Origin of the sequence: Azospirillum himalayense, from assembly GCF_042657465.1 — a bacterium.
Lineage (GTDB): Bacteria > Pseudomonadota > Alphaproteobacteria > Azospirillales > Azospirillaceae > Azospirillum > Azospirillum himalayense.
In genome coordinates this window covers 180,539-205,859 of sequence record NZ_JBHSLC010000007.1, presented here as the reverse complement: position 1 = coordinate 205,859, position 25,321 = coordinate 180,539, and the positions used below count along the sequence as shown (strand labels likewise).

The following is a 25,321-nucleotide window of genomic DNA, read 5'->3' as shown; positions in this document are numbered from 1 at the left end:
CCGGTTTTCGGGCGGTATGCGGCCCGAAAACCGGCTTGATAGGCGGCCCGATCCGCGGCATGATTCCTCCGAAACTGTGAATCGGTCCATCAAAGGACTTTGTCGAGGGGGAAGGGCATGCAATTCCGCGAACGGCGCCGCGTGATCCAGGTGATCCGCACCGTCTACGATCCGGACCTGAAACGCGGTCGCTCGGAACTGGTCGGGAAGATTGACAAGGCCGCGCCCGTGGCCAACGACAAGCTGCAGAAAAACTGCACGCCGGAGGAGTTGTCGGAGATCCTCACTTATCTGGACGACCGTCACAACCGCCTGCGCAACGAGGCGGTGCGCGCCGGGGCGGAAACCCTGCCGGCCCAGATGCGGGAAGCGGCGGAGTATTTCCGAACCCATCGCGACGACGACGCGCGGGCCTTCGCCACCGAAATCCGACTGGCGTGGGAGGAGTTGAAAACGGCGCTGCGCGAGTCCGGCTTTTCCAAAAGCAAGGTGTTGAAAAGGGCTGCGGACCGGAACAAGGCCGCGGAAGCGGTGGAGGCGCCGACGCTCCCCGTGTCTTCGACCGTGGAGGACGCAGCCGAACCGGTGGATGCCCCGTCCCCCGCAGCGCCGGTTCGCAAACCGCGCGCAAGGAAGGCCCGGACCATGCCCGCCACCGTGGGGACGACAGCCTCGGATACGGGCACGACCGGCATCCCTCTGGCGGTCTGAGGCGCCGGTTTACCCGCCCGCGCGGACCAGCGCGCTGGCGGCGTTGCGGTGATCGGTCAGCGCGGCGGTGAGGCGGGCCAACCAGACATCGGTGGCAGTCCGGTCAGCGGGCAGGGCGCGGCGGCGGTGCGCCGAGCCGCAACGTGCCTCTGCGGCCAGCCGGTCGTGAAGGCGAAGCGCGGCGGCATGAGCCAGCAGGGCGTAGCGCTCCGCTCCATCGAGAACCGCCGCCCGCAGCGCGCCAAGGGGCGGCGTGCCATCGTGACGGCGTTCCAAATCTTCCAGAAGCGACGGATGTGGTGGCGTTCTGGCGAATCCGGTCATGACCGGACGCTATATCCATCCGCCGCCAATGTAAAGGAAAAATATCCTAGGACCGAGTGCCGCATGGCCGACGCTTATTGGCTTGCCCAGACGATGCGCGCCATCCAGGCGACCTCGGCGCGTGGGATGCTGCGGTCCGGATGGGCGCGGTTGATGGAGATCAGTTCGATCTTCGTGGCGGTTTCGCGGATGAGCTGCTTCGCCATCACCTCGCCGCCCTTGGTGCGGACGACGACGCGGTCGTTGCGCCGGATCTGCGCGGCGGGCGAGACGATGATGGTATCGCCGTCGCGGTAGACGGGGTCCATGCTGTCCCCCGCGATCTCCAGCGCGTAGGCGTGCGGGTCGCCGATGCTGGGAAACAGCAGCTCGTCCCAACCGACGCCCGAGGGAAAGCCGGCGTCGTCGAAGAAGCCGGCGTTGCCGGCCTGCGCGTAGCCGATGACCGGCACCCGCTGGAGCGAACCGGCGCCCGCGGCATCGCCGACGAGGCTGACGAACTCCGACAGCGACGCGCCGGTCGCCTCCAGAACCTTGGACACGCTCTCCGTCGAAGGCCAGCGGAGCTTGCCGTCGCCGGTGGTCCGCTTGCTCTTGTTGAAGGTCGTCGGGTCCAGCCCGGCGCGACGCGCGAGTCCGGAGGCCGACAGCCCGTGCTGGGCCGCGAGGCGGTCGATCGCCCGCCAGATGTCCGCATGTTTGAGCATGGGAGGATAATCACATAATCACGCCGGGCCGTCCCTAGGAACCTATTCATATTTTCCTTGACGGAGGACTTTAATCAGTACATAACGTGAACATGTGTTCGCCAGCCGCGCGCGCCGCGGCCCATCCGGCGCTCCGCCCGAGAGCGAAGTTGCGCCCGCGAACGCAAAAGCTGCAATTCCCGAGGGAGACCCCACGCATGGCCCAACACCGCAACACGTCCATGGTCCTGTCCGATGCCATCGGGGAACCGTTCGGCAGCGCGGAGGAAGCGTGGTTCTGGTCGGTTCAGGCGCAGGACGCCAAGGCCGCCGGCGCGCGCATCGCCGCCGGGCGCGGGCTCGTCCAGCGCCCGTGCGAGCCCGGCGACGTGCTGTGCGCGGTGGACCGGCTGTACCGCCGCCGCCTGCTCATCCGCGACCATCTGCATGTGCTGGTTCACTATGGGCGCCGTCTGATGGCGCCGGACCCGGCGCGCCACCGCGAACAGCGCGCGCACACCCTGTGGCGGGAGGCGTTCGACCGGCTTCGCCCGGTGCTGCGCGAGAAGGGCATCGTCCAGTGAGCACGCCGCTGCCCCAGCCCTGCCGGGTGGGGACCTGCCGGGTGGGGGCGGACGCGCTGCGCGCCTGGGTGGTCTTCCGGGGCGAGGCGGAGCTGTGGTGGCTGCGCCTGCTGAAGCCGGGTTTCCGCCACTGCTTCGCGCTGCTGCATGACGGGCGCCGTTGGGTGATCGTCGATCCGCTCTCGCCCTTCACCGACGTGTCCGTCCTCGACCTCCCCGCGGCCTTCGACCTGCCGGGCTGGTACCGTGGGCTGGGCATGGCGGTGACCCCGGCGCCGGTGCGGCGCGGCCTGACCCGCCCGGCCCCCTGGGGACCCTTCACCTGCGTGGAGGCGGTCAAGCGCTTGCTGGGTCTGCACGCGCCCGACGTCCTGACGCCCTGGCAGCTCTACCGGCGCCTGACCCGGCCCACCGTCGCGCCCTGATCCGCGCCGCCGGCCTGTCCCGTTCCCAGCCGCCCTGTCTCACCACGAACAAGGAAACCCCGCCCATGGCGAACCTGTTCAAGGCCCCCCGGCCGGCGCCGCCGCCCGCCCCTGCTTCGGATTTTGCGCCCGCCTCACCGGTCGCACCGCCCCCGGCCTCCGCACCCGCCGCCGACCCGGCCCCCGCCCCCGTGCCCGTCCCCACGCCGCCGCCCGTGGAGACTCCGGCGCCGGCTCCCGTCACGACGCCGTGGTGGAACACGGCTCCTGTCCCGTCCCCGGTCCCGGCCTTAGACCCGGAACCCGCCGCCCCGGTGGTGGAGGCACCCGCCCCCGTGGTCCCGCCGGTCGCCGAGCCGGTGACTCCGGCTCCGGCGACGGAGGAGGAGAAGGACCCGACCGAGGCTGCGGAGACGCTGATCCAGCGGCGGAACCGGGGACGGGCGGGGACGGTCCAGACCTCCTGGCGGGGCGCTCTGGATGTCGGCGCGCTGGTGCCGCTGCGCAAACGCCTGCTGGGGGAGTGAGGCCATGATGGACACTGCGCCCGATACCGATCGGGGGCGCCGCGGAGGCGATATCGGCCCTGCGGCGCCGAGCGGGCCGGAGCGCCTGCTGGAACGCTACCGGGCGGCGCGGGAGCGCCGCTCGGTCTGGGAAAGCCATTGGCAGGAATGCTACGATCACGCTCTGCCCAACGGGCAACCCTTCCGCGGCGGCGGCACCCCCGGCGAACGGCGGGTGGACCGGCTGTTCGACGGCACCGCGCCGGACGCGGTGGAGCAGCTCGCCGCCAGCCTGCTCGCCGAGCTAACCCCGCCCTGGTCCCGCTGGTTCGGGCTGCAGCCCGGCCCGTCGGTGCCGGACGGGGAGCGCGACCGCGTGGCGCCGATGCTCGACCGCGCCGCCGGCATCGTGCAGGCGCATGTCGACCGCTCCAACTTCGCCGTGGAGATCCATCAGGCCTTCCTCGACCTCGTGACGGTCGGCACCGCCTGCCTGCTGATGGAGGAGGGTCCGCCCGGCGCCGCGTCCAGCCTGCGCTTCACCGCGGTGCCGCTGGCCGAGGCGGTGCTGGAGGAGGGGGCCGACGGGCGGCTGGACGGCACCTTCCGCCGCAGCGAGGCGACCCTGGCCCAGATCGGGCGGCGCTTTCCCGGCGCGACCGTTCCGGAGGAGGTGCGGAAGCGCGGCGCGGAGGAGCCGGACAGCCGCTTTCCGCTGGTCGAGGCGGTGCTGCCGGATGGGCTGGCCTACCGCTGGACGGTGGTGCTGGACAGCGGGCTCGCCGATCCGACCATGCTGGCCGAAGGGCGCTTCGCGCAGTCTCCGTTCATCAATTTCCGTTGGCTGAAGGCGCCGGGGGAGACCTATGGCCGGTCGCCGGTCATGAAGGCGTTGCCCGACATCAAGACCGCCAACAAGGTGGTCGAGCTGGTGCTGAAGAACGCCTCCGTCGCCGTCACCGGCATCTGGCAGGCCGACGACGACGGGGTGCTGAACCCCGCCACCATCCGGCTGGTGCCGGGGACGATCATCCCCAAGGCGGTGGGGTCGGCCGGGCTGACACCGCTCGCCAATCCCGGACGGTTCGACGTGTCGCAGCTCGTGCTCGACGACCTGAGGGCGCGCATCCGCCACGCGCTGCTGACCGACCGGCTGGGTCCGCTGGACCAGCCGCGGATGACCGCGACCGAGGTGGTCGAACGCTCCGCCGAGATGGCGCGGCTGCTCGGCGCGACCTATGGGCGGCTCCAGGCGGAGCTGCTCACCCCGCTGGTGCTGCGCGCCGTCGGCATCCTGCGCCGCCGCGGCGAGATCCCGGACATCGCGGTGGACGGGCGCACGGTCGCGCTGCAGCACCGTTCGCCGCTGGCCCAAGCCCAGGCGCAGCGGGACGTCCAGGCGACGCTGCGCTGGCTGGACACCGCGCGGCAACTCGGCCCGGAGGCGCTGTCCGCGGTGGACGTCGCGGCGACCGCGCGTTGGCTGGGGGAGGCCTTCGGCGTGCCCGCCAAGCTGGTGCGGGCGGAGGCCTCCCATGGCTGATCCGGCTGGTTGGCATGGAGGCGGGTGGGGCTGGCTGGAGGGCCTGCCGCCCGCCGAAACCGTTCCGACAGGCGATCCGGCGCCCAGCTTCGCCCGCTGCTTCGCCGGGCCGGACGGGGCGCGGGTGCTGGCCACGCTGACGGCGATGACGCTGGAGCGAACGCTCGGCCCCGACGCCACCGACGCCGCGTTGCGCGACCTGGAGGGCCAACGCCGTCTCGTCGCCCTCATCCTCGCCCTGAACGCCCGCGGGCAGGGCGCCTGATTCCGTCATTGATCCTGAAGGAGCTTTCCATGGCCGAAAACCTGCTGACCTCGACCGTTCCCGGCGCCCCGCCCGCGGTGCCCGAGAAGTTCCGCGACCCGGAGACCGGCGCGGTGCGCGTGGAGGCGCTGCTGAAGTCCTATCTGGAGCTGGAGCGCAAGCTGTCCGCCCCCGGCCACGGTGATGGCGAGCGGCCCGACCTGCTGGCGGCGCCGGGCGTGCCGGACGGGCCAGAGGGCTATTGCATCGCCTGCGACCACGGGCTGTTCGAGCCGGACCCGGCGATCAACGGCCGCCTGCACGGAGCCGGCTTCACGCCGGAGCAGGCGCAGCTCGTCTATGACCTCGCCGCCGAGCGGCTGGTCCCGCTGATCCAGGAGCTCGCCGCCGAGTTCCAGGCGGAGCGCGAGGTCGAACGGCTGTCCGCCCAGTTCGGCGGGGCGGAGCGCTGGCGGGAGGTGTCGCGGCAGCTCCACGCCTGGGCGGTGAAGAACCTGCCGCCCGCCGCGGTGGAGGGCCTGTCGACCACCTATGAGGGGGTGATGGCGCTTCACCGGATGATGACCGGCGGCGAGCCCGCCGCCCTGTCCATGCCGGCCGGGGCACCGTCGGCCGGCGGGGAGGCGGAGCTTCAGGCGCTGATGCGCGACCCCCGCTATTGGCGGGACCGCGACCCGGCGGTGGTGTCGCGGGTGACCGACGGGTTCCAGCGCCTTTATCCGGTCGGCTGAGGCGGCTGACCCGACGGCGCGGCGCGGCCTTGCAGGCTGGCTCCTCGGCGGGGCCTGCGAAGCCGCGCCGCGCCGGATGGGCGAAATGTCGCAGTCGGTTTGAAAAGGGCGGAGAAAGCCCGGACGGGCAACTTGCCCGTTGCGTGTTTGAAACAAAAAAGCGACGCTTTTGCGCAGAATGACAACCGGCCGAATCAGAGGCCGGGTGGGACGACCGCCGCCGGAACCGTGATGACGCTGCGCCGCAAGATCCGCTGGCTGACCTGGATCGGCCTGATCGGCTGCCTCATGGCGGCGATACCGGCGCTTTACCTTTTGCGCAGCGGATTGATCACGGAACGGGAACGGCTGACCCACGCGTTGGTCGGGTCGGCCCACGCCATGCTTGGCGAGATCAACGCGGCCATCGAGGCGGGCGCCCTGCCGCGGGACGAAGGCCAGGGGCAGGCGCGGCTGGCGCTGCGGGCGCTGGGGCGCGATCCCTTCCATGTCAGCGTGTTCACCGACGGGCGCGTGCCCGAGGGCTGGATGGGCGAGGGTCACGCGGTCCGCGCCAGCCTGACCTTCGAGCCCTGGGGCTGGGCCATCGCGGCGGCCAGCGGGACCGACGACCTCGACCGCGAATTCGCCATGGAGGCTCTGGCCTTCATCCTCTTCGTCACCGTTCTGCTGGTGCTGAGCTGGCCACTCTCGGTCTTCCTGTCGCAGCATGTGCTGGGCCCCATCGAGGCGTTGTCGGAGCGGATGGAGCGGCTGACCGAAGGGCAGACCGGCATCGACATCCCCGGCCGCGACCGCAAGGACGAGTTCGGCGCCATGGCCCGCGCCATGGACTACTTCCGTCAAGCCGCCGAGGCGCTGATCGTGCGCGACGAGCGGCTGTTCGGCATCATGAACAACATCGGCGAAGCCATCGTGCTGGTCGGCGAGGACGGTCTGGTCCAGGAGCACAACCCCGCCGCCGTCGCGTTGTTCGGCGTGCCCGCGGAGCGGCTCGGCGGCCATCGCTTCGCCGACCTGTTCGCCGAGGAGGACCGCGAGCGGGTCGCCCGGCTGCTCGGCCTGGGGACGCCGGGCGGGGACGGCGCGGCGGGAGAGGGCGCCAGCGCCGGCCGCACGGAGCGGGCCGAGGAGTTGGCGATCGAACGGGGGGACGGGCGGATCGACGCCTCGCTCTCCCTGTCCTGCCTGGACGTGCAGGGGCGGCGCAGCTACGTCTGCGCGTTGGCCGACATGACGGAGCGGATGCGCCACGAGCGGGAGCTGCTGCGGCTCGCCACGCGTGACCGCCTGACCGGCCTGCCGAACCGGGCCCTGATCGAGTCGCTGCTCGACAGCTCGATCGAGCGGGCGCGCCGGCATGGCCGCCGTTTCGCGGTGCTGTGCCTCGACCTGTCGCGCTTCAAGCTGATCACCGACACGCTGGGCCACCACGCCGGGGACCTGCTGCTGCAGGAGGTCGCCTCGCGGATCGTCGTCACGGTGCGGGCGAGCGACACGGTGGGGCGCATCGGCACCGACGACTTCGCGGTGATCCTGGACGAGGTGGGCGAGGCGAAGGAGGCGGAGATCGCCGCCCAGCGCATCCTGGCCGCCTTCGACGAGCCGGTGCTGCTGATGGGGACGGAGCATTATGTCCGCCCGTCCATCGGCATCGCCCTGTTCCCCGACCACGCCGACAGCGCGCAGGAACTGATCCGCTCCGCCGATACGGCGCTCTACGCGGCCAAGCGGGCCGGCGGCAAGCGCCACGCCTTCTTCCGCAAGGAGCTGGCCGACCAGGCGCACCGCCATCTGGCGCTGGACCGCGACCTGCGGGCGGCGCTGGCGCGCGGGGAATTCCAGCTCCACTACCAGCCCAAGGTGTCGCTGATCGACCAGTCGCTGGAAGGGTTCGAGGCGCTTCTGCGCTGGGACAAGCCCGGCTTCGGCATGATCTCCCCCGGCGAATTCATCCCGGTCGCTGAGGACACCGGCTTCATCGTGCCGCTCGGCGACTGGGTGCTCGACGAGGCCTGCCGGCAGTTGCGGGAGTGGATCGACCGCGGGCTGGAGCCGGTGCCGGTGGCCGTCAACATCTCGCCGCGCCACCTGCGCCAGCGCTCCGCCGAGGATTTCCGCCGCATCATCGACCGTCACCGCCTGTCGCCCGATCTGGTCGAGCTGGAGATCACCGAGGGCGCGGTGATGCAGGACATGGACCACGCCCTCTCCGTCCTGGCGGCGCTGAAGGCCATGGGCATCCGCGTGGCGGTGGACGATTTCGGCACCGGCCATTCCTCCCTGAGCTACCTGAAGCGGCTGCCGGTGACGACGCTGAAGATCGACCGCTCCTTCGTGAACGGCGTGCCGAGCGAGCGGGAGGACAACGGCATCGTCTCGACCATCATCGCCATGGCCGACATGCTGGGGCTCGACGTGGTGGCGGAGGGGGTGGAGAAGCAGGAGCAGGCCAATTTCCTGCGCCACCACAACTGCACCCTGGTCCAGGGCTGGCTGACCGGACGGCCGGTCCCCGCCGGGCAGGCCGCCGACCTGCTGGCCGTGCGCCTGCGCCGGTCGGCGTAAGATCCGGACGGACCGGGGACCGTCGCCCCCGGTCCGTCCTCCCGATTCGGCCCTGACGTCAGCGCAGCGCGCCCTTGACGTCCTCGTACTTGCCCTTCTGCCAGGACTCCAGGCCCTTGAGATCGTTCTCCGTCATGTCGACGGTCAGACGCTTGTCCTTCATGTGCAGCCGCTCCAGCGGCAGGACGACGTCCTTGTCGCTGATGTCGGCGATGTGATCGACATCGATCACCGCGAAGGTCTGGCCGCCCTTGCGGACGATGCCCTCGATCTCGGCGATGTCCTTGCCGTCGCTGCCGTAGACGTCCTTCCCCTTGAGCTGGGCCGCGGTCATCTTCGCGACCGCCGGGTCGAGCGAGCCGTGGGTGGCCGCGACCTGCCCGGTCGCCTTGTTGTTCGGGACCTCCTTGGCGGTGGTTCCGGACGTGCTTTCGGCCAGGGCCGGCGTGGCGAGCAGAAGCGCGGCAACGCCACAGGCGGTGATGATCGTCTTCATGGAGCGTATTCCTTTTTTATGCCGTGTTTTCGGGCCGTTGAGGCCAACCATTCAACAGCGTGGCGCCGCGGGATATTCCCTGCCCCAAGGGAGTACCGCGGCACGGGAGTGGCTCCATCATGAAGGAAAATATTCTTGACATGAGAGGGCGGATGTCCTAGAAACGGTCTTGCCAACGCCCGTCGTGCGTCCCCTCACGCGGCGGGCCGCGGCATCCCGAACCTCCCCTCCATGCCTGTCCTGAAAGAGGCTGGCCGGACAACCGAAAGGCCCGGCCAGCCTCTTTCTTTTTCGCGCTTCGCCCGCGGCCGGGCGCGCGTCTCCCCTCCCATGTCCGGGATCGGGCGCGCCTGACAACCGGGTGGCGGAATGCTTCCCGCCGGACGGGACCCCGCAGAACGCGAAAGGAATACAATCCGATGTCCACCTCGGTCGCCCAGGCTTTCGTCAAGCAGTTCGAGCGCGAAGTGCACGACGCCTACCAGCGCATGGGCTCCAAGCTGCGTAACACGGTTCGCACCAAGAACAACGTCCAGGGCGCCTCCACCGTCTTCCAGAAGGTCGGCAAGGGCACGGCGTCGACCAAGGCGCGCCACGGCGCGGTTCCGGTGATGAACCTGGACCACACGCCGGTCGAATGCACTCTCTACGACTTCTACGCCGGCGACTGGGTCGACCGGCTGGACGAGCTGAAGACCAACATCGACGAGCGGCAGATCATCGCCAGCGCCGGCGCCTACGCGCTGGGCCGCAAGACCGACGAACTGATCCTCGGCGAGCTGAACCGGTCCACCAACTTCGCGGGCGGCTCCAACGACGGGCTGACCAAGGCGAAGGTGCTGACGGCCTTCGAGAAGCTGGGCGAGTCCGACGTGCCGGACGACGGCCAGCGCTACGCCGTCGTCGGCTGGAAGCAGTGGAGCCAGCTCCTGGGCATCGACGAGTTCGCCAGCACCGAATATGTCGGCGCCGACGAGCTGCCCTGGCGCGGCACCCAGGCCAAGCGCTGGCTGGGCACGCTGTGGATGCCCCATTCCGGTCTGAAGGCGGAGGGCGGCTTGCGGCTGTGTCACTGGTACCACAAGACGGCCATCGGCCACGCCTCCGGCGCCGACGTGAAGACGGACATCTCCTGGCACGGCGACCGCGCCGCGCACTTCGTCAACAACATGATGTCGCAGGGCGCCGGCCTGATCGACGCGGCGGGCGTCGTCACCATGCGCTGCCTGGAAGCCTGACGCCCTCCCTGCCGACGATCAAAACGGAGTTTCCTCCCATGGCCTATCTTCCGAAGGACCTGAGCGTCCTCGCCTACGCCAACGGCTTCACGCTGTGGCACTACACGACGCCGGACGCCGCCACGCTGGTGGACAACAGCGGCTATTTCAACGGCGCGTCCGACCTGCTGCGCAGCGGCGACATGATCCTGGCCAACACCGGCACCGCCGGGACGCCCGCCGCCGGCGTTCTCGTGGTCGCCGCCAACACGGCCGGGGTGGTGGATGTCACCAACCTGTCGCCCTTCGGCGCGTCCAACACGGACTGACGGGGTCCCTTCGATGGTCTCTCTCCCCTCTCTCCAGAGGGGGGAGAGGGATAAGGCGACTTCTGATCCGAAGGAACGATCCCATGGCATTGACGGCTATCGGGCTGTGCAGCCGCGCGCTCATCAAGATCGGGGCGACGGCGATCACCGCCTTCGACGAGGGCACCGCCGAGGCGGAGGTCGCGGGCGCGCTCTTTGAGCCGGCGCGCGACGCGCTGCTTTCCGCCAACGCCTGGAGCTTCGCCACCCGGCAGGCCCGGCTGGCGCGGCTGGCCGACGATCCGGTTGCCGATTACGGCGCGGCCTTCCAGCTTCCCGCCGATTTCCTGCGGGCGCTCGGCGCCGGGGCGGGCGGGCGTGGCCGCGGAATCGACTACCGCATCGCCGGGCGGGCGCTGCACGCGGCGTCCGACGCGGTGGTGCTGACCTATGTCGGGCGTCCGGCGGAGGAGGACTTTCCCGCCTTCTTCGATCAGGCGCTGATCGCCCGCTTGGCCGCGGAGTTCTGCATCCCGCTGACCGAGAGCACGAGCCGGGCGGAGCTGCTGCAGCGGCTGGCCGAGAGCGAGTTCCGCCGCGCCCGGCAGATCGATGCCCTGCAGGACAACCAGCCGGGCTTCGAGGATTTCACCCTGATCGACGCGAGGGGCTGATGGCGCGGATTCGTCAGGTGAAGACCAATTTCACGGCGGGAGAGATATCCCGCCGCCTGCTCGGGCGCGGCGACCTGCGCGCCTACGACAACGGGGCGCTGGCGCTGCGCAACCTGTTCATCCATCCGACGGGCGGGGTGACGCGCCGCTCCGGCCTCGCCTTCGTCGATCCGGCCCGCGGCGACGGGCGGCTGGTCGCCTTCGAGTTCAACACGGAGCAGACCTATCTGCTGGTCTTCTCCGAAGGGCGGATCGATGTCTACGGCAACGACACGCCCATCGCCGGCGTCGCGGCTCCCTGGACCGCCGCCCAGCTTCCCCAGATCACCTGGACGCAGAGCGCCGACACGCTGCTGATCTGCCATCCCGACGTGCCGCCGCGCAAGCTGACCCGCAGCGGCGCCAATGCCTGGGCTCTGACCGACTGGAGCTACGTCGCCGAGGGGGAACGGGTGGCGATGCCCTTCTTCCGTTTCGCCGATCCCGCCGTGACGCTGGCCCCGTCGGGGACGGACGGGCTGGTGACGGTGACCGCCTCCGCCCCGGTCTTCGACCCGAGGCAGGCGGGCACGCGCCTCCGCATCCAGGGCAAGCAGCTCCGCGTCGAGGGGGTGGTGTCGGGGACGCAGGTCACCGCGACGGTGCTGGAGACGCTGGCCGGCACCGCCGCCACGACGGCCTGGGACGAGCAGTCCTTCTCGCCGCTGCGCGGCTGGCCGGTGTCGGCGGCCTTCCACCAGGACCGGCTGGTCATCGGCGGCTCGCGCGACCTGCCCAATCGGCTGTGGCTGTCGCGCTCCGCCGACCTGTGGAACTTCGACCTGGGCACCGGCAAGGACGACGAGGCTAAACAGTTCAGTAAAAATGATCATTTAAAAACAATAGGTTAGCTTTCAAATCAGCATGCACAAATCTGCACAAAAGCTTGTATCACAACTGCCTTTTCGCTATCATTTCCACAAATACTGCACAAAACAGATGTGATGTTGGAGCTGTGTGGTGGCGGATGTGGTAGTTGAAAAGCTGCGGGGCGGCGACATCGTTCTGTATACGCGCAGCGAGACGAAGAAAGCGGTTATCAGCTACCGTCTGCGAGTTCCTGGAGAAACGAACAAATACGAACGCAAGAGCACGGGCTATACTGACCTACACAACGCGCGCAGAGTGGCGGAAGAACGTTACGACCAATTGGCATTTCGGCAGAGGCGTGGGCTAAGCGCGTTCGCGCCAACGTTCGAGCAGATGGCAAAAGCGTACCTGGAGCGCATCGAGCGTCGTATAGAGGATGGCACGCTGAGCAAGACGCGCGCCCATACGCAGAAGACCATTATCAAGCACTACCTGATGCCATTTTTTGGGGAAATGGTCGCAGACGAAATCACCAAACCCGTTGTGGAGCAGTACCATAACTGGCGGCGGGACCTTTATGCGGAAAAGGTCCCTTATCCCAGCCATATCCGCAGAAGCACGAACGGGAAGAGGACCTATACCGCCAATGCTGAAACCTTTAACAACACGGTCATCAACCTAATTTTTGACCATGCTGCGGACGCCAACCTTTTAGCGCCTGCTGAAACGCTGAAGCTGTCCCGTGTTGGAAACGGTGGAAAACGGCGGGGCTACTTTACCGACGAGCAGCTACAACAGATTTATGCGGAGATGCGTGAACGCATAAAGGTTGCGGGCGGACACACGTACAGGCGCCATTACGCAGTGGTGTTTTACCATTACGTGACCATTCTCTTGCACACCGGAATGCGCGTTGGAGAACTGCGCAGCTTGCGCTGGTGCGACGTTGTGCCCTTCCGCAAAGGCGACGTTGAGTACTGCGAGCTGCGGGTGGTGGGAAAGACGGGCAAGCGCACCATGGTGGCGCTGCCGGAGGCGGTCACAAGCTTCAACGCGCTACGGGCTTTCTATCGTGAAACATCCGATACCGCTGATGAGAACCCGCTGTGCATCATCAACTTCGATAGAACGCCCGTAGGCAGCTTTCACTTACAGTTTGCGCGCATCTTGCATAAGCTGGGCTATAAGCGGGATCAGCAAGGGCAGGAGTGCAGCATCTACAGCCTGCGCCATACCTACATCACAAAGCGGCTGCTGGCAGGCGTGAACATCCATTTGCTCGCCCGAAACTGCGGCACATCAGTGCGGCAGATCGAGAAGAACTACGATCACGTGATCCCGCGCATGAAGGTTGAGGAACTGGTGCAGCTCGCCGGATAGGGAAGGGTGGCGGCTACGGCAAGCGCGTTGTTAGCACCTTATAGCTCGATGGGGCGCAGCCGCTATGCAGCAGGCATAACGTCCATTGCGCTGTCATGCAGGGCAGCGGCTTTATGGAGCACCGTATGCTAATCAGTGATGATTAATCCGCTTGATCCGCAGGCGTGCGAGTTGGATAATCCACCTCACAGAAATGCCAGTCATGAAAGGGTCGAGCAGTGGGTGCTAAAGGACAGAAGCAGGAAGTAGAGCAGGCGCAACGCTCTGTGCCGACCACAACGATCCTCGGGATCGAGGTTCCTCACTGTTCGGTTGACGAAATAAAGAAGGAAACGGACGAAGCCGCCAACGAATACAAAGCTGCAATCGGGCGTTCCGACCGTGCTCTGTACCGTTTGCTGGAAACTGCGTACCAACAATATCTATTGGCCCAAGCGGACGACCAGCATCAATCGTATGTGAACGGTAAGGTAAAGGCCGCTCTTGCTGCCGGCGGGAAGCCCGACTTAAGCTTTGACATCCGAGCGCAACCTGAAAAGAACCTTTTCTACAAGCTTCTGTCAGTAATGGTCCCGGCAGCGCAACGCGAGCGTCTCAACCATGAGCCGTTCCACCTGCCTAGAGCGGATTCGACCCATGCTCTGGCGCTGCATTGGGCCTTCCGAAACAAATGGTCTCCGGAAAAGTTGTTTGATGAGCTTTGCGCTATCGGCGTTCGCGCAATGCGCGATGAGGAGAAGAAGAAGCGAGCTGAAGGCGCGAAAGCCACGGCAGAGGTGCCGCCAATTTCCATTGATGCAGCACTTGAGGAGCTTGGGTCGTATTCCACACTGAGGCAAGCGTCCATGCCCCTTGAACATGCTGAAGGGGTGAATGTGGGGTTGACGCTGATGTTGGCAAACGTCAAAGCCGATGAGAACGGGAAGCAGGTCCAGCTGCTTCAACCCATTCGAATGACGCCTAAGCAGATCAAGGTGTTGGCCCAGAAAGAAGCAAAGTCAATAATGATCGACCGGAGTGAGCCGGTCCAAATCCTTCGCACGCTTCAAATAGCGTTCCGGATGTTGGATCGGGTTCCGCCGAAGAACGTAAGCGTTACAATTGAAACGACCGAGGCGGAAACCCTCGTCTGCGTCGCTGTCTATGAGCGATCCGACAAGCAATGGAAATTCGTCTTGAGCAAAGGGCAAGGTCATCCAGAGCCTCTTGAAGCCAACCAAAGGCTCAGCTTGAGTGGCGAAGAGGCCAAGCGCCTTGTCGATACGCTTGGGAGCGACAAAGGCTTCAGCGATTGGTACATCGACACGCAAGAGGATAAGGAGGCTAAAAGCAAAGGGATCAGCATCGAACAGGTGTCAATCATTGCAGCCGTTGATGCAGAGCAGGGTGATGTCAAGGAAGTCGAGTGCCTGCTGCGTGATGAAAGTCATATTGAGACGAAGCCGATCGCGGATGATTGGAAAGCTTTTGTAGACCTTCAGGGAATGCCGCTTTCCTACCATGCATGGAACGAATTTGTTGAAAGTGAAGAAAAGCCCGCGGTTTCAAAAGGAAAGGATAACGTCAATGCAACAAAAGAAAAAATGCTGACCTGGAGCGAAGCCACGCTGACTAAAGCGAAAGTGGAGCTTTGCAGCAATTCGGCCGTGGCGGCACGCTATGAGTGGAAACCTGACGAAGGAGCAACAATGCTGCCGGCGCTTGTGCAACTCACGGCTAACATTCCCGACCGCCTGGATGCACTCTACGAAACGCTGCGGATGGAGGAAACGCGGTGGTTGTTGGCAGATAGCTACTTGCTCATTTCTGGCACTGCGCGAGACATTCAATATGTGGTCGGTTTTGAACGCAAGAAGGTGAGCCAGAAAGAAGAGGCCCCCACCAAGCCCACCTCCAAGCGTTCTAAGAAGTCATAATGCGGTCACGCTTACTCCGCGTGCATCATCGGCACTTCTGATTCTTCAGGGAATTCCTCAAGGTCTGCACTCGACCAATCTGGGAGAGCGCCGGCCTTGAGCGCCTGGATCTGCACCGTGTCCTGTCTATCGAAGAATTGAAGAAGCTCTCTATTGCTGTAAATCGTGCGGAGCGCCTGATCCCGTGATACGCCATTAGCGAAGATACGATTCACGAATTCGCGAAATTGGCTGAATTCGTGCGTAAGCGGCAACAGAACCTTATTGGCGCTATCCTGCTCGGCACGCTTCAATTCAAGGTCCATCAGAAGGTTTAGCTGCTGGATCGCCATGATGTGTGAATATGTGTTGTGCGCGGCAACGAGTGCGCAACTGATTATATCCCAGGTCGAGCCGTTGTTGTTTGCCGGTGTGCGCACGCACAAATCCCCTACTGTCAGGCCCATGCCAATCGGACTGCTTAGCACTGGAAAAGGATCGGTGGAGTTAATGTTGGAAATGTCGCATGGCGGTGTTACATGCGAAAAGTTAAACTTCGCGACGTTCTTGCTATTCTCTTCCCGCTTCTCAATCTGCCACGGCGTGTATGCCTGTGCAGCTTGTGCAGCAAGCACCATGGGCAGCTTTGTATCGTATGTGATGATGAAGTCATCGCGAACGTCGTCGTGCTGTCTCATCGCCCGCATGAGAAGGGTCAGCGCACCGGCAAAATGAAGTCTGCTCAGCCCAAAAAGGTGAAGGATCTGACTGTTACGTAGCGCCTTGTCGTGGACCATCGCCACAAGGCGTTGTAGTAGCGAGTGAACCGAGCCATGCGCCCGCCATGGCATCGACCACCCATCAAGAGAATAGCTGCGGACTTTCTTGTACCAAGTATCTTGCTGATCCCAGTCCTTACCCTGAATGACGTTGAGGATGATGGGGCCTCCGCTGGTAGGCCGCTCCCGCCTGATGAATTCAAGGCTTTCAACAGTTGAGCCCAGAGCGGTATCGAAGTCGAGCGACCCGCCGGATTTTCTTTTGATCGCCATGGGAAAGTCGAGGGGCATCCCAACATCTGCGTGTTCAATCATCCATTTGAGGCTATTGCGGCGAAACGTCTCCATCTTCTCTGGACTGTCCAGAGGTACTCCGAGCGTCTCCGATGCAACCTGATAACCACCACTATCAACAAAGATAAATCTAGTTGGATCTTGTGATCGATCAATTATGGCAGGCTTTTTCTTGGCCGCCGCGGCGTCTGATCCAAGCCCGATTAACCCGGCAGAGTACAATGCCCATTTGTAATAAAACAGCCCATGTGTTGGGTCCAAGAAGTCGAGCGACCCATGCTTTCCGGAAATCACACCGGGAAGCCCCGTGGGGCGATGCCTGAGGTCGGGTGCTGAAGCCGCATCCATGTAGAACGGCTGCATCGCCGGCATGAACACTGCGTACGCGGACTTAGCGCCTTGGTCTGCGAAAAGAGGGTTGAGAGACGAAAGGTTGGTTCTTGTCATGTCTCGCCTGCACCGTTACGATATGCTACGCACTGATGAGTATCATGGCAAAAGGATGCCCGCAATGGAAGCGGCGGATTACGTTGTATATACGCTGTTTAATTGTTCTTCGGCTCTGGCAGAAAACATAATAGATGAAGTCATTGTGAGCAGGATGGCTCCTGAAGCCAAATGGGCGAGAGCGTCGGAAACTGGCTTGTATCCGCTCATCTCTCGCATCGTGTTTCCTTACCTTGTAAATGGCGTAGATAAGGAAGACTTAGGTGTTCTAGTTAGCAATTCACTTCGACCATCAATTTTGCTCTCCGAACGGGCGCGTGATCGACGAATTGGCATCATTGGGCCAGTCCGACGCACGGAGATAGACAGCCTCTTAGCGATGTACTCAGACGTTGAGCGCCTCATACACAAGCAGCGTCAGGAAATGATTGCGCATGAACAACTTCTTGCCGATTATAGAGGTGTCGAGCGCACTTTGCGAAACATTGCGAACCGCCTTCCCTTTATTGAGTCCAGCTTACAAGCTGCGCTTGCACGATTGAGTGAAGCATCCGAACAAATAGGGGGCGCACCACTCCTGTGTGATGCGGAGAGCCATGAACTTGCCGAGGCAATGACCCAAATTGAGACGGTTCTTGGTCAGGCTGGCTTTCGCTCCTATGGAATGAACCTTGAGCAAATCGGTGGCTTTTCGAGTCGCGTCGTTTCTCGACACTTGCATCACTCGATCAGAGTGGCCGTGATTCGGAGGCTCTGTTCATTACGAGTTGGATAAACCACGTCGTAAAAGTGCGGCAGAGGGATGTCGCAGCATGCGGCTGCTCCTTTAAGCTGTAAATCTGGATGCTGACCGATAACCAAAAATTTACGAAAAGGGCCTATTTGGTTAAGGACTTCCCTAACGCGGCAAGATAATTCTCATGGAAACGGCACTTAACTTCATATTAGGAATCATCGCATCAATCCTTGCTACCGTGATTTATGATGGTTACAAAGCTCGAAAAGGAATTGTTACCTTGGAAGGCGCCTTGGATAATAGGGGGGCGCCATTACCAGAACCGATTTTTCTTCCGACCCCACAGACTGTGAGGGAGAGAAATCGCGCCCGCTTAAAGCTGTTCTTCCAATTCGTTGGGTCCTTCTATGCTCTGTATGCTGCGATTCATTTGCCTCTGATGATGAAATCGCTCCCTGGCCATGAGCCATTATTTTTCGACCAAGCCAGATTCATTGGGGCGTTACTCCCGCACTATCCTGTTGGACCATCTCTTTTTGAGTTGGGGAGCGCCCTAGTAGCCGCGATCCTGTATTTTCCAATTCTCTACATTTCGCTCATTGGCGCCGTTCCTGTAGTGAGCATTCTCGGAAAATTCATCGAGGTGAGGAGGTCAACGGTCTTTGTTACTACAGTGGTAGTGTTCGCTTTGTCCTGCCTTGCGGTTTCTGTTGGTGTTGTTTACTTGTACTATGATGTGACTGCTGGGCAAGCTTTTGTGTCAGTATTGATGATGATCTTCTTTGGCGCAGCTATTTCTGGGTCCTCAGGACGGCGTTAAATATATGGAGGGTCAATCATTCTGCCTATGCTTGAATAGTCGTTGATATCTTTAGAGTTTCGCAACGGCTTGCCGTAGCATGTCATCATTCACATCAATGTACCGCTGTGTAGTGCTGAGGTGCTTGTGCCCTGCCAGGGTCATAATCACCTTGGCGCTCACGCTGTTGTGGGCGAGCTTGGTGATGAACCAGCGCCGCCCGCTATGACTGCTCGCCCCGTCAAAGCCCGCCTGATTGTAGATTCCGCCCATGAGCTGGCACAGCACGTTTGCCGTGAAAGGCTTGCCCTTCTGTGTAATGAGCAGGGGGCGCTCTGGCTGACGCTGTTTATCGCTCAAGCTGGCGGCGTAGCGCTCAAGCTCCTTGCGCAGCCGGTCGTTGACGAAAGCCGTGCGCGCCTGCCCACCCTTGGTAATTTCAGCGGATAGACGAACTTGCTCGCGCACACGTCCTTCGCTGTCGAGCACATCGCCAATCTTCAGCGCAGCGATCTCGCCCACGCGCAACCCGCCCATATAGCTGAGCATGAACGCCATACGATTGCGTGCGGCGTAGCGGGTGTCCGCGATCACCGCCAGCAAGCGTCGTTGTTCCTGCTCCGTAAGCACCCGAGCCTGTTTCATCGCAAACTCCATCAAATCCGCGCATCCGTGGAAATGATTATGTTTGCGGCTGCCCGATTTGCCTAGGAGGGCAGGGAAGTGTTGCGCCAGAAGGACTTAGCGAGAAACCTAACAGAAGCTGTGTTTTATTATGTTTCTGATCGGGCGCTTTCTGGGATCGAGCGAGGGGCGGATGTCGACAGCCACACAGTAGCCCCAAGCGGGGTGGTGCGAACCAGGGCATACAGCATCCCGGTATTGGATAGGCGCTTGTACACACCTGTTACAGCGGTCTTGCCCCAACCAAGTGAACGTAAAAATGCTTCGGCATCGGACTGTGCCGAGAAATGGAGCTGAGGAAGGGGAGCGCTTAACAGTGAGGGGATCATGCGGCCTCGCAATGCACAGCTATCGCTTGACCCCGATTGCGCCCCGCATGTCCGCTCCGGCAGGTCAACATTGACGAGCAATCCTTTCGCAGACTGGTTCCATGGGGATCGGTGCCAATTTTATTTCGGACGATAGGAGTATCTGGCGGAACCAAGCTGATGGTGCTATCGGCTCTCATTTTCTGAACATTGTAATGTGATAAAGCGGCCCATTCTCCTCACCGTAGACCTTCCAATCCTTATTTTCTCCAGACCAGAGTTTGCTGTTCAGGCGGTTTTGCTCCCATGTCATCCGGCCGTAGACTTTATCTACTAGGTTGCGCAGCTCATTCCGACTGGTGCTAACAGAAATATTAAGCTCGATGTAATTGACGCGACCACCTGGGCCTATATAGGTTGCTGTAGCTGTTCGAACCTCTGCTCCATGAAATTTTGAGTACCTGTTTAAACCTCCATTGTCTGACAGCCGGTCCCAATCTCCAGCTCTAGCTTTCTCAGGGTCTAGTGCAAGTTCTAAAGGATTTGGTGACGAACCCGATACAAGTTTAATTCCTCCGAACATGACATTGGTAGTATTCTCAGATGCGCTAGAAACGCTCTGTTGTGGTGATTTTGAACCAAATACCCATACTGGAAGAAGCATTAGTGCAGATCCTGCTGCGAGAAGAATGGTAGTCCTAGCACGCGTAGATTTATGCGATTTCTCAAGCACATTTATCCGCAACTGAACGTCAGAAATTTGTGTCTTGAGATTTGATATATCACGATTAACTTCAGAGCACACCTCAACAACCTGAACAAGCAGGCGTTTAAGTTCTTTCTGTTGGTCAACCCCTCTCATGTCCATTCCTAAGCCCCGTGTTTTCGTTAGTTCGTGATCAGCGATTGGTTGCACATGATATCCAATTGGATTTGATCTAATTGTGTTCGCTCATCAATCTTCATGCTCTTGCTTCCGAAGCGCGATAGACACTTGTATGGTCAGAAAAGATTCAGGATTGTCTGCTGGCTTTTGGAGGCAAGGCTCAAGGCGGTCATACTCAACTGCTGACGGGTTTGCAGCATAAGCAGGTTCGAACCCTCCTCATTCTGGTCGAGCAGAGTGAGCTTGTTTGCGCCTTCGGCCAGCACGTCAGAGAACTCCTTGGTGAAAGTCTCGCGTGTGGTGATGATGTTCAGACCGTTTGTAAGCGACTGAGAAGCGCTACGCAGGAGTTGCTCAGCCTTATCTAATCCATTACTTGCGTTCGCAATATCATCTATGTCACACCATTCATTCTGGCTGTAGTCAACCTGGAGCCCTTGGCCGCTTGCTTGAAGATTTCGTGATTTTACTGAAAAGTCTTCATGACAATCAGTGCTAAATGACAGAGAAACATCATCGGAGCTGTTTGGTGTCCTTGACATTCGGGTGATCAAGCTGCGGTGTTCTTCAGCGGTTTCCGGCGTTTTAAGAGTTCGACGACTAAAGCTTAGGTTTTGAGTTGCGCCGTTCTCAGGGGTGAATCGGATCTCAAACCAGCTGAAATATATGTCTGGGTCAGACTTGGGAACTACGGCTTCAAACGAGCCGACTCCTATTACAGGGATACCCGTTGAGCCAACCACTACGTTATCATTTACGATATCAATTTGAGTTGGAAAGCCATCGAATATTTCGAACTCAATGCTAAGCTGCGTTTCGTTGGGCCAGTGCTGCCAGCCAGAATAATTAGCTGTTGAACCCGTGCTCATCATCCACTGCTGAGGCTCCTCCCACTGAGCGGTTCCATCAGAGTGGCGCACTCCATTCATAAGTGTCTTCTGATCAACGCTTAGCCGAACTGTTCCGCTTGAGAACTCAAAGGCATTTTCACCGTTGGATAGTTTACGGTTACCACGTAATGAGTTCGCTTCTCTGACCAGGGTCTCGCCGTCGCCTTGCTTGACTTCCAAACGCAAATCGACTGCCTTCTCGATTGTGGAGATTCCCTGCCCGTAGTTTGATCCACTTCCTTCAATCCGCTCAAAATCAACGCTAAAGGATACGTGAGTACCGCTGTTGAATGTGTGGTTAAAGGAGAGTGATGTATTGGCAGCCTTCGCAGACTGCCATTGCTCCAGCGTAAATCTGACGGTGGTTTCTTCGGGCGGGTTCCCAACGGTAATCTGCTTGTCTCGGCCGGGAGGGCCTTTTACATCGATGGTAATGGGGTTAAAGTTGCCCTGAGTGCTGCTCTGCGTGCCTGTGATGATGATTGGTTGTATGCCATGTGCCTGCTCAGCATCAGCAACATCCTTCGGACTTCCAGTGATTGCGCCTGTACCCAGAACGTCAATGTGGTAAGCGTCCTCTTCTTTGACGTTGGTCACGCGGGCATTGGTGATTCCTGGAATTTTGACCACGTCCAGTTTGCTTTCAGTCGTGGCGTCAATGCGCTTTCCATCGCCCTTAATGAGGTTCTTGCCCCCATAGGCGCTGTCATCTACCACGCCGTTGATGGCGTCGAGAATGTCGTCAAATCGCTCAGCGAGGTTCTTCCGGGTTGCAAGTGACGCAGCGTCATTGCCCATTGCGCCCATTGCAGCAGTGGTCAGACCTCGGGCTTGCGCCAGCAGACTTTGGATTGTGTCGGCCCCTTTACTTCCGGCCCTCACGGTGCTGATTGCCTGCCCCATCGCGTCCTTCAGCGCCATCATATCGTTGGCACGGTTGTTCAGGTTCTTGGCGGCGAAGAAGATGGAGGGTGCGTCAACCATCGCATTGATGCGATTTCCACTGGCGAGCCGCTCTTGCGATGTGCCGATTTTCGCCTGCAAGTTCTGGAGCGTCAGCAAAGTGTTTTTCATGCCACCGCTCAGACCCAAGTCGATGCCTGCCATTCCAGTACCGATACATAGCAGTGATGAGTACTTATATACTATGCAGTGGTGCGTTAATGTATCGTTAACGGTTGCCTACCGGTGGCGCCTTCAGAAGAACGCGGATATTGTGATGACCGAATTGCCCAGAAAAGTTCAGGCAGAAGAAATGGCCTCAAAGCTATCAATGGCAGGATTGGCGACCGTCGTGGAAAACACGTCGCGCCTATTGCACGCATCCGCTCATTCGGAAGGGCTTTATCCGGCACAGTGGGTGGCGCTCCGCTATTTCGCGGAGGCATCCGAGGCACAATGCACGGCGTCTGCACTTGCACGCTATCAGGACTTGGCCATCGCCAGCGTAGCGCGCACGGTCGTCACGCTGGTGGATAAGGGACTGTTGAATAAGCTGCCCAACCCGCGCGATGCGCGAGCGGACCTTTTGGAACTCACAGAGAAGGGACGCGAGATGCTGAAGCGCGATCCACGACTTGTATTGGAGCGTGCGTTGGCGGAAATGCCTGATGAGGACATTGAAGCCTACGCGCGTACAGCAACCAAGCTCCTGCGACGGCTTCTAGAATTGAGGCAAGAGAATGTTGGCGATTAAAACAGAAAATCAAATTATGAGCGCATCTTGATAGATGCCCGCGTTGCGAAATAGCATCGGCGTACTTCAAAGTGAGCATGTTCTTAATATAGAATTTGGGTAACAATCAGCCACTATTGTCCGATTAGACTTACCTGAGGTCGGCTGTTGTTCGCCTAGTTGAGGGATCTGTCTATGGAGGGCGGTTTCTAAATGTAGTGAGCCGTACGCATCTTAAGGACGAATTTCTGTTTTGAAAAACGTTGGGACGGAAGATAGAAGGATCGACCGCACGCAGGGGTCGATTTCCCTCGCCGGAATTCGGAAAAAGCGGTAGCGTTACCCATTGGAACAGTGCGCGATCACTCAACTGCGTCCGGGGGGAACAGTGCTTCAGGAGATTAAAATTGCGGGTCACGCAAGCTATTCGAATAACGGCGAGAAGCTCTCTTCACTGAAGGCGCTCAATTTCATTTTTGGAACCAATGGAGTCGGCAAGACCACAATCTCCCGTGTTATCAACGATCCCAGCTCCTATCCCGCATGTACCTTGACGTGGGGGAAGGGGCAGCCGCTCGCCTGTCGCGTCTACAACAGCGACTTCATAATGCGGAACTTCGCGTCGCAGCTGCCTGGAATTTTTACCCTTGGCGAGGCCGTGAGTGACACTCTCGATAAGATCAATAAGGTCAAAAGCAGGATCAAAGACCTTGAGGATGGTATTGCTCAGTTAAAGGGCACACTCGGCCCGGAGGACGCCTCTTCTGGTAAGCGGGGAGAGCTAAGAACGCTGCGCTCGCAATTCGAAAGTGATTGCTGGAAGATAAAGGGCAAGTACGACCCCTTCTTCAAGGATGCCTTCATAGGAGTCCGGAATTCGCAGGCGAAGTTCTGCAACAAGGTGTTAGATGAATTGGTCGCCAATACCGCGAAGCTCATCGCCCTTGAAGCGCTGAAGCGCAAAGCGACGACGCTGTTCGAAGAAGGGCTCGAACGCCACCCAGTAATTCCCACAATCGACGTGACCGCCTTGCTGGTGATTGAACGGGCACCAGTGCTCGCGAAGAAGGTGGTCGGCAAAGAAGATGTGGATGTCGCTGCCTTGATCCGGCGGCTCGGCAACAGCGACTGGGTCAAGCAGGGCTTGCCCTATCTCGGCTTGGGTTCTCAATGTCCATTCTGCCAGCAGGAAGTCGAAGCAGAGCTCGTGGCAAGACTGAACGCCTATTTCGACGAAACTTATCTTAAAGATATGGCCGCAATTGCAGCAGTTCATGAGACTTATGAGGTTCACGCTAATACAATTTTAAAAATCCTCGAAGGAATTGTTGCTATCAACAGCCGTCATCTTGACCGGGAATTGCTGCGAGCGGAGGTTGATCGGTTCTCTGCACGCCTCGCGGTAAACAAGCGTCTGCTCGAAGGCAAGAAGCGCGAGTCAAGCACGCCCGTAACGCTGGAGCTGCTGACAGAGCTATGGGAACCAATTGCCGCCAGGATCGCTGCCGCGAATGCCTCAATCGCTGCCCATAACGCACTTCTGGACAACCTAGCCGCGGAACGCAGTACGCTTATAGGGCAAGTCTGGAAGCGCCTGCTTGACGAGAATAGTGCGTCGATTAAGAAATATCAGCAAGAGAAGGATGCACTCGACAAAGCCGTGCGGGGACTGACTGCAGGAATAACAGCGAAAGAAGGCCAGCTAAATACTGCAAAATCGGAGCTGCGAGAACTAGAAAAAAAGGTCACCAGCGTTCAGCCGACGGTGAGCGCCATTAACGCCTTGTTGGCATCGTTTGGCTTCTCCAGTTTTAGACTAAGAACGGCCGGTGAGCGCGATCATCTCTATGAGATTGTCCGTAATGATGGCAATAATGCGGCAGCTACGCTTAGCGACGGCGAGAAAAGCTTCGTTTGTTTCCTATATTTTTACTATCTGCTACGCGGCAGCGTGTCGGAGTCGGATATTACGTCAGACCGAATCGTCGTGTTTGATGATCCTGTGTCGAGCTTGGACAGCGATGTGCTGTTCATCGTCAGTTCTCTGATCAAACGCGTGCTCAAGGAGGCTTGTGAGGGCACCGGCCAGATTAAGCAAGTCTTTCTGCTGACCCACAACATCTACTTCCACAAGGAGGTATCGTTTGATCCTGACAGGGGAGTGGAATGCCGAGCGCACGAGACGTTTTGGATTGTTCGTAAGGTCGAAGGCGAATCAAAGATCGTTGGCTACAAATATAACCCTATTAAGACATCGTATGAATTACTCTGGGCAGAAGTGCGGAACCCAAACCGTTCGAACATGAGCATCCAGAACACGCTTAGACGCATTATCGAGAACTATTTTAAGATCCTGGGTAATATCAATACGGACAAAATCATCGCAAAATTTGAAGGCAAGGACCAGCAGGTTTGCGCGTCACTCTTTTCATGGGTAAACGATGGATCGCACAGCGCCCACGACGATTTTTATATCTCCGCTGATGACAGCGTAGTAATCCGCTATCTCGATGTGTTCCGCCGCATCTTCGAAAAGACGGATCATCTTGGGCACTACAAGATGATGATGGGACCCGAAGAAACGGTCGCTCCCGCTCAGAATCCGGTTGACGCGGCGCTGGTGCTAAACTCCTAGCCCTAGCAACCCATTTTACTTAACTT

The 25,321-nt window shown here is 60.6% G+C and carries 25 protein-coding genes; 18 read left to right on the top strand and 7 right to left on the bottom strand.

The annotated features are described in order from the left end of the window. The first annotated feature begins 150 nt into the window (after positions 1-150). Positions 151-711 (top strand): hypothetical protein, encoded by a 561-nt coding sequence (locus tag ACFPMG_RS05925; RefSeq protein ID WP_376994296.1) that lies wholly within the window; start codon positions 151-153, stop codon positions 709-711. Positions 712-720: 9 nt separating this feature from the next. Here the strand turns inward: ACFPMG_RS05925 and ACFPMG_RS05920 are convergent, their stop codons facing one another. Next, a complete protein-coding gene (locus ACFPMG_RS05920) occupies positions 721-987 on the bottom strand; it encodes a hypothetical protein (protein WP_376994295.1) in 267 nt (88 codons plus the stop codon). A gap of 122 nt (positions 988-1,109) precedes the next feature. Further along, positions 1,110-1,742 (bottom strand): S24 family peptidase, encoded by a 633-nt coding sequence (locus ACFPMG_RS05915; protein ID WP_376994294.1) that lies wholly within the window; start codon positions 1,740-1,742, stop codon positions 1,110-1,112. A gap of 197 nt (positions 1,743-1,939) precedes the next feature. Between ACFPMG_RS05915 and ACFPMG_RS05910 the strand changes: the two genes are divergently transcribed. From ACFPMG_RS05910 to ACFPMG_RS05880, 7 genes are all read left to right on the top strand, one after another. Then, positions 1,940-2,305, top strand: a complete 366-nt coding sequence (locus tag ACFPMG_RS05910; protein WP_376994293.1) for a hypothetical protein — start codon at positions 1,940-1,942, stop codon at positions 2,303-2,305. Beyond that, a complete protein-coding gene (locus ACFPMG_RS05905; RefSeq protein WP_376994292.1) occupies positions 2,302-2,730 on the top strand; it encodes a hypothetical protein in 429 nt (142 codons plus the stop codon). The genes ACFPMG_RS05910 and ACFPMG_RS05905 overlap by 4 nt, the downstream gene beginning before the upstream one ends. A gap of 65 nt (positions 2,731-2,795) precedes the next feature. After that, positions 2,796-3,257, top strand: a complete 462-nt coding sequence (locus tag ACFPMG_RS05900) for a hypothetical protein (RefSeq protein WP_376994291.1) — start codon at positions 2,796-2,798, stop codon at positions 3,255-3,257. 4 nt (positions 3,258-3,261) lie between these two features. Then, positions 3,262-4,779, top strand: a complete 1,518-nt coding sequence (locus tag ACFPMG_RS05895) for a portal protein (RefSeq protein WP_376994290.1) — start codon at positions 3,262-3,264, stop codon at positions 4,777-4,779. Next, positions 4,772-5,044: a Bbp19 family protein gene (locus tag ACFPMG_RS05890; RefSeq protein WP_376994289.1), complete on the top strand. Its 273-nt coding sequence runs from the start codon at positions 4,772-4,774 to the stop codon at positions 5,042-5,044. Before ACFPMG_RS05895 ends, ACFPMG_RS05890 begins: the two co-directional genes overlap by 8 nt. A 29-nt stretch (positions 5,045-5,073) precedes the next feature. After that, the gene (locus tag ACFPMG_RS05885; protein ID WP_376994288.1) at positions 5,074-5,775 is read left to right on the top strand and encodes a capsid assembly protein; all 702 of its coding nucleotides are present in this window, start codon (positions 5,074-5,076) and stop codon (positions 5,773-5,775) included. Positions 5,776-6,006: 231 nt separating this feature from the next. Further along, the gene (locus tag ACFPMG_RS05880) at positions 6,007-8,343 is read left to right on the top strand and encodes a putative bifunctional diguanylate cyclase/phosphodiesterase (RefSeq protein WP_376994287.1); all 2,337 of its coding nucleotides are present in this window, start codon (positions 6,007-6,009) and stop codon (positions 8,341-8,343) included. A 58-nt stretch (positions 8,344-8,401) separates the two neighbouring features. Here the strand turns inward: ACFPMG_RS05880 and ACFPMG_RS05875 are convergent, their stop codons facing one another. Then, positions 8,402-8,839: a PRC-barrel domain-containing protein gene (locus ACFPMG_RS05875; RefSeq protein WP_376994286.1), complete on the bottom strand. Its 438-nt coding sequence runs from the start codon at positions 8,837-8,839 to the stop codon at positions 8,402-8,404. Between the two features lie 419 nt (positions 8,840-9,258). Between ACFPMG_RS05875 and ACFPMG_RS05870 the strand changes: the two genes are divergently transcribed. From ACFPMG_RS05870 to ACFPMG_RS05845, 6 genes are all read left to right on the top strand, one after another. Then, a complete protein-coding gene (locus ACFPMG_RS05870; protein ID WP_376994285.1) occupies positions 9,259-10,077 on the top strand; it encodes a phage capsid protein in 819 nt (272 codons plus the stop codon). Between the two features lie 38 nt (positions 10,078-10,115). Next, positions 10,116-10,385, top strand: a complete 270-nt coding sequence (locus tag ACFPMG_RS05865; RefSeq protein WP_376994284.1) for a hypothetical protein — start codon at positions 10,116-10,118, stop codon at positions 10,383-10,385. An 83-nt stretch (positions 10,386-10,468) separates the two neighbouring features. Beyond that, on the top strand, positions 10,469-11,038 hold the full coding sequence (locus ACFPMG_RS05860) for a phage connector family protein (protein WP_376994283.1): 570 nt from the start codon (positions 10,469-10,471) through the stop codon (positions 11,036-11,038). Positions 11,039-11,055: 17 nt separating this feature from the next. Further along, positions 11,056-11,928 carry a phage tail protein gene (locus tag ACFPMG_RS05855; RefSeq protein ID WP_376994281.1) on the top strand — a complete coding sequence of 291 codons (873 nt, stop codon included), beginning with the start codon at positions 11,056-11,058 and terminating at the stop codon, positions 11,926-11,928. A 109-nt stretch (positions 11,929-12,037) separates the two neighbouring features. Further along, a complete protein-coding gene (locus ACFPMG_RS05850) occupies positions 12,038-13,267 on the top strand; it encodes a tyrosine-type recombinase/integrase (RefSeq protein ID WP_376994280.1) in 1,230 nt (409 codons plus the stop codon). A 218-nt stretch (positions 13,268-13,485) separates the two neighbouring features. Then, positions 13,486-15,183: a hypothetical protein gene (locus ACFPMG_RS05845; protein ID WP_376994279.1), complete on the top strand. Its 1,698-nt coding sequence runs from the start codon at positions 13,486-13,488 to the stop codon at positions 15,181-15,183. Between the two features lie 11 nt (positions 15,184-15,194). On the opposite strand, the gene ACFPMG_RS05840 is transcribed toward ACFPMG_RS05845, so the two are convergent. After that, a complete protein-coding gene (locus tag ACFPMG_RS05840; protein ID WP_376994278.1) occupies positions 15,195-16,607 on the bottom strand; it encodes a hypothetical protein in 1,413 nt (470 codons plus the stop codon). Between the two features lie 73 nt (positions 16,608-16,680). Between ACFPMG_RS05840 and ACFPMG_RS05835 the strand changes: the two genes are divergently transcribed. Continuing rightward, positions 16,681-17,457: a hypothetical protein gene (locus ACFPMG_RS05835; protein ID WP_376994277.1), complete on the top strand. Its 777-nt coding sequence runs from the start codon at positions 16,681-16,683 to the stop codon at positions 17,455-17,457. A gap of 145 nt (positions 17,458-17,602) precedes the next feature. Next, entirely contained in the window at positions 17,603-18,238 is a 636-nt protein-coding gene (locus tag ACFPMG_RS05830) for a hypothetical protein (protein ID WP_376994276.1), read from the top strand. 51 nt (positions 18,239-18,289) lie between these two features. Here ACFPMG_RS05830 and ACFPMG_RS05825 read toward each other — a convergent pair whose 3' ends face one another. The 3 genes from ACFPMG_RS05825 to ACFPMG_RS05815 all read right to left on the bottom strand — a co-directional run bounded on the left by ACFPMG_RS05825 (position 18,290) and on the right by ACFPMG_RS05815 (position 22,092). Beyond that, positions 18,290-18,862, bottom strand: coding sequence for a tyrosine-type recombinase/integrase (locus ACFPMG_RS05825; protein ID WP_376994320.1), 573 nt, complete (start codon positions 18,860-18,862; stop codon positions 18,290-18,292). Between the two features lie 543 nt (positions 18,863-19,405). Next, positions 19,406-20,071: a hypothetical protein gene (locus tag ACFPMG_RS05820; RefSeq protein WP_376994275.1), complete on the bottom strand. Its 666-nt coding sequence runs from the start codon at positions 20,069-20,071 to the stop codon at positions 19,406-19,408. Between the two features lie 140 nt (positions 20,072-20,211). Next, entirely contained in the window at positions 20,212-22,092 is a 1,881-nt protein-coding gene (locus ACFPMG_RS05815; RefSeq protein ID WP_376994273.1) for a flagellin, read from the bottom strand. Between the two features lie 112 nt (positions 22,093-22,204). On the opposite strand from ACFPMG_RS05815, the gene ACFPMG_RS05810 reads away from it, so the two are divergent. After that, the gene (locus ACFPMG_RS05810) at positions 22,205-22,681 is read left to right on the top strand and encodes a MarR family winged helix-turn-helix transcriptional regulator (RefSeq protein WP_376994272.1); all 477 of its coding nucleotides are present in this window, start codon (positions 22,205-22,207) and stop codon (positions 22,679-22,681) included. Between the two features lie 367 nt (positions 22,682-23,048). Continuing rightward, positions 23,049-25,295 (top strand): AAA family ATPase, encoded by a 2,247-nt coding sequence (locus tag ACFPMG_RS05805; RefSeq protein WP_376994271.1) that lies wholly within the window; start codon positions 23,049-23,051, stop codon positions 25,293-25,295. Positions 25,296-25,321 lie beyond the last annotated feature (26 nt).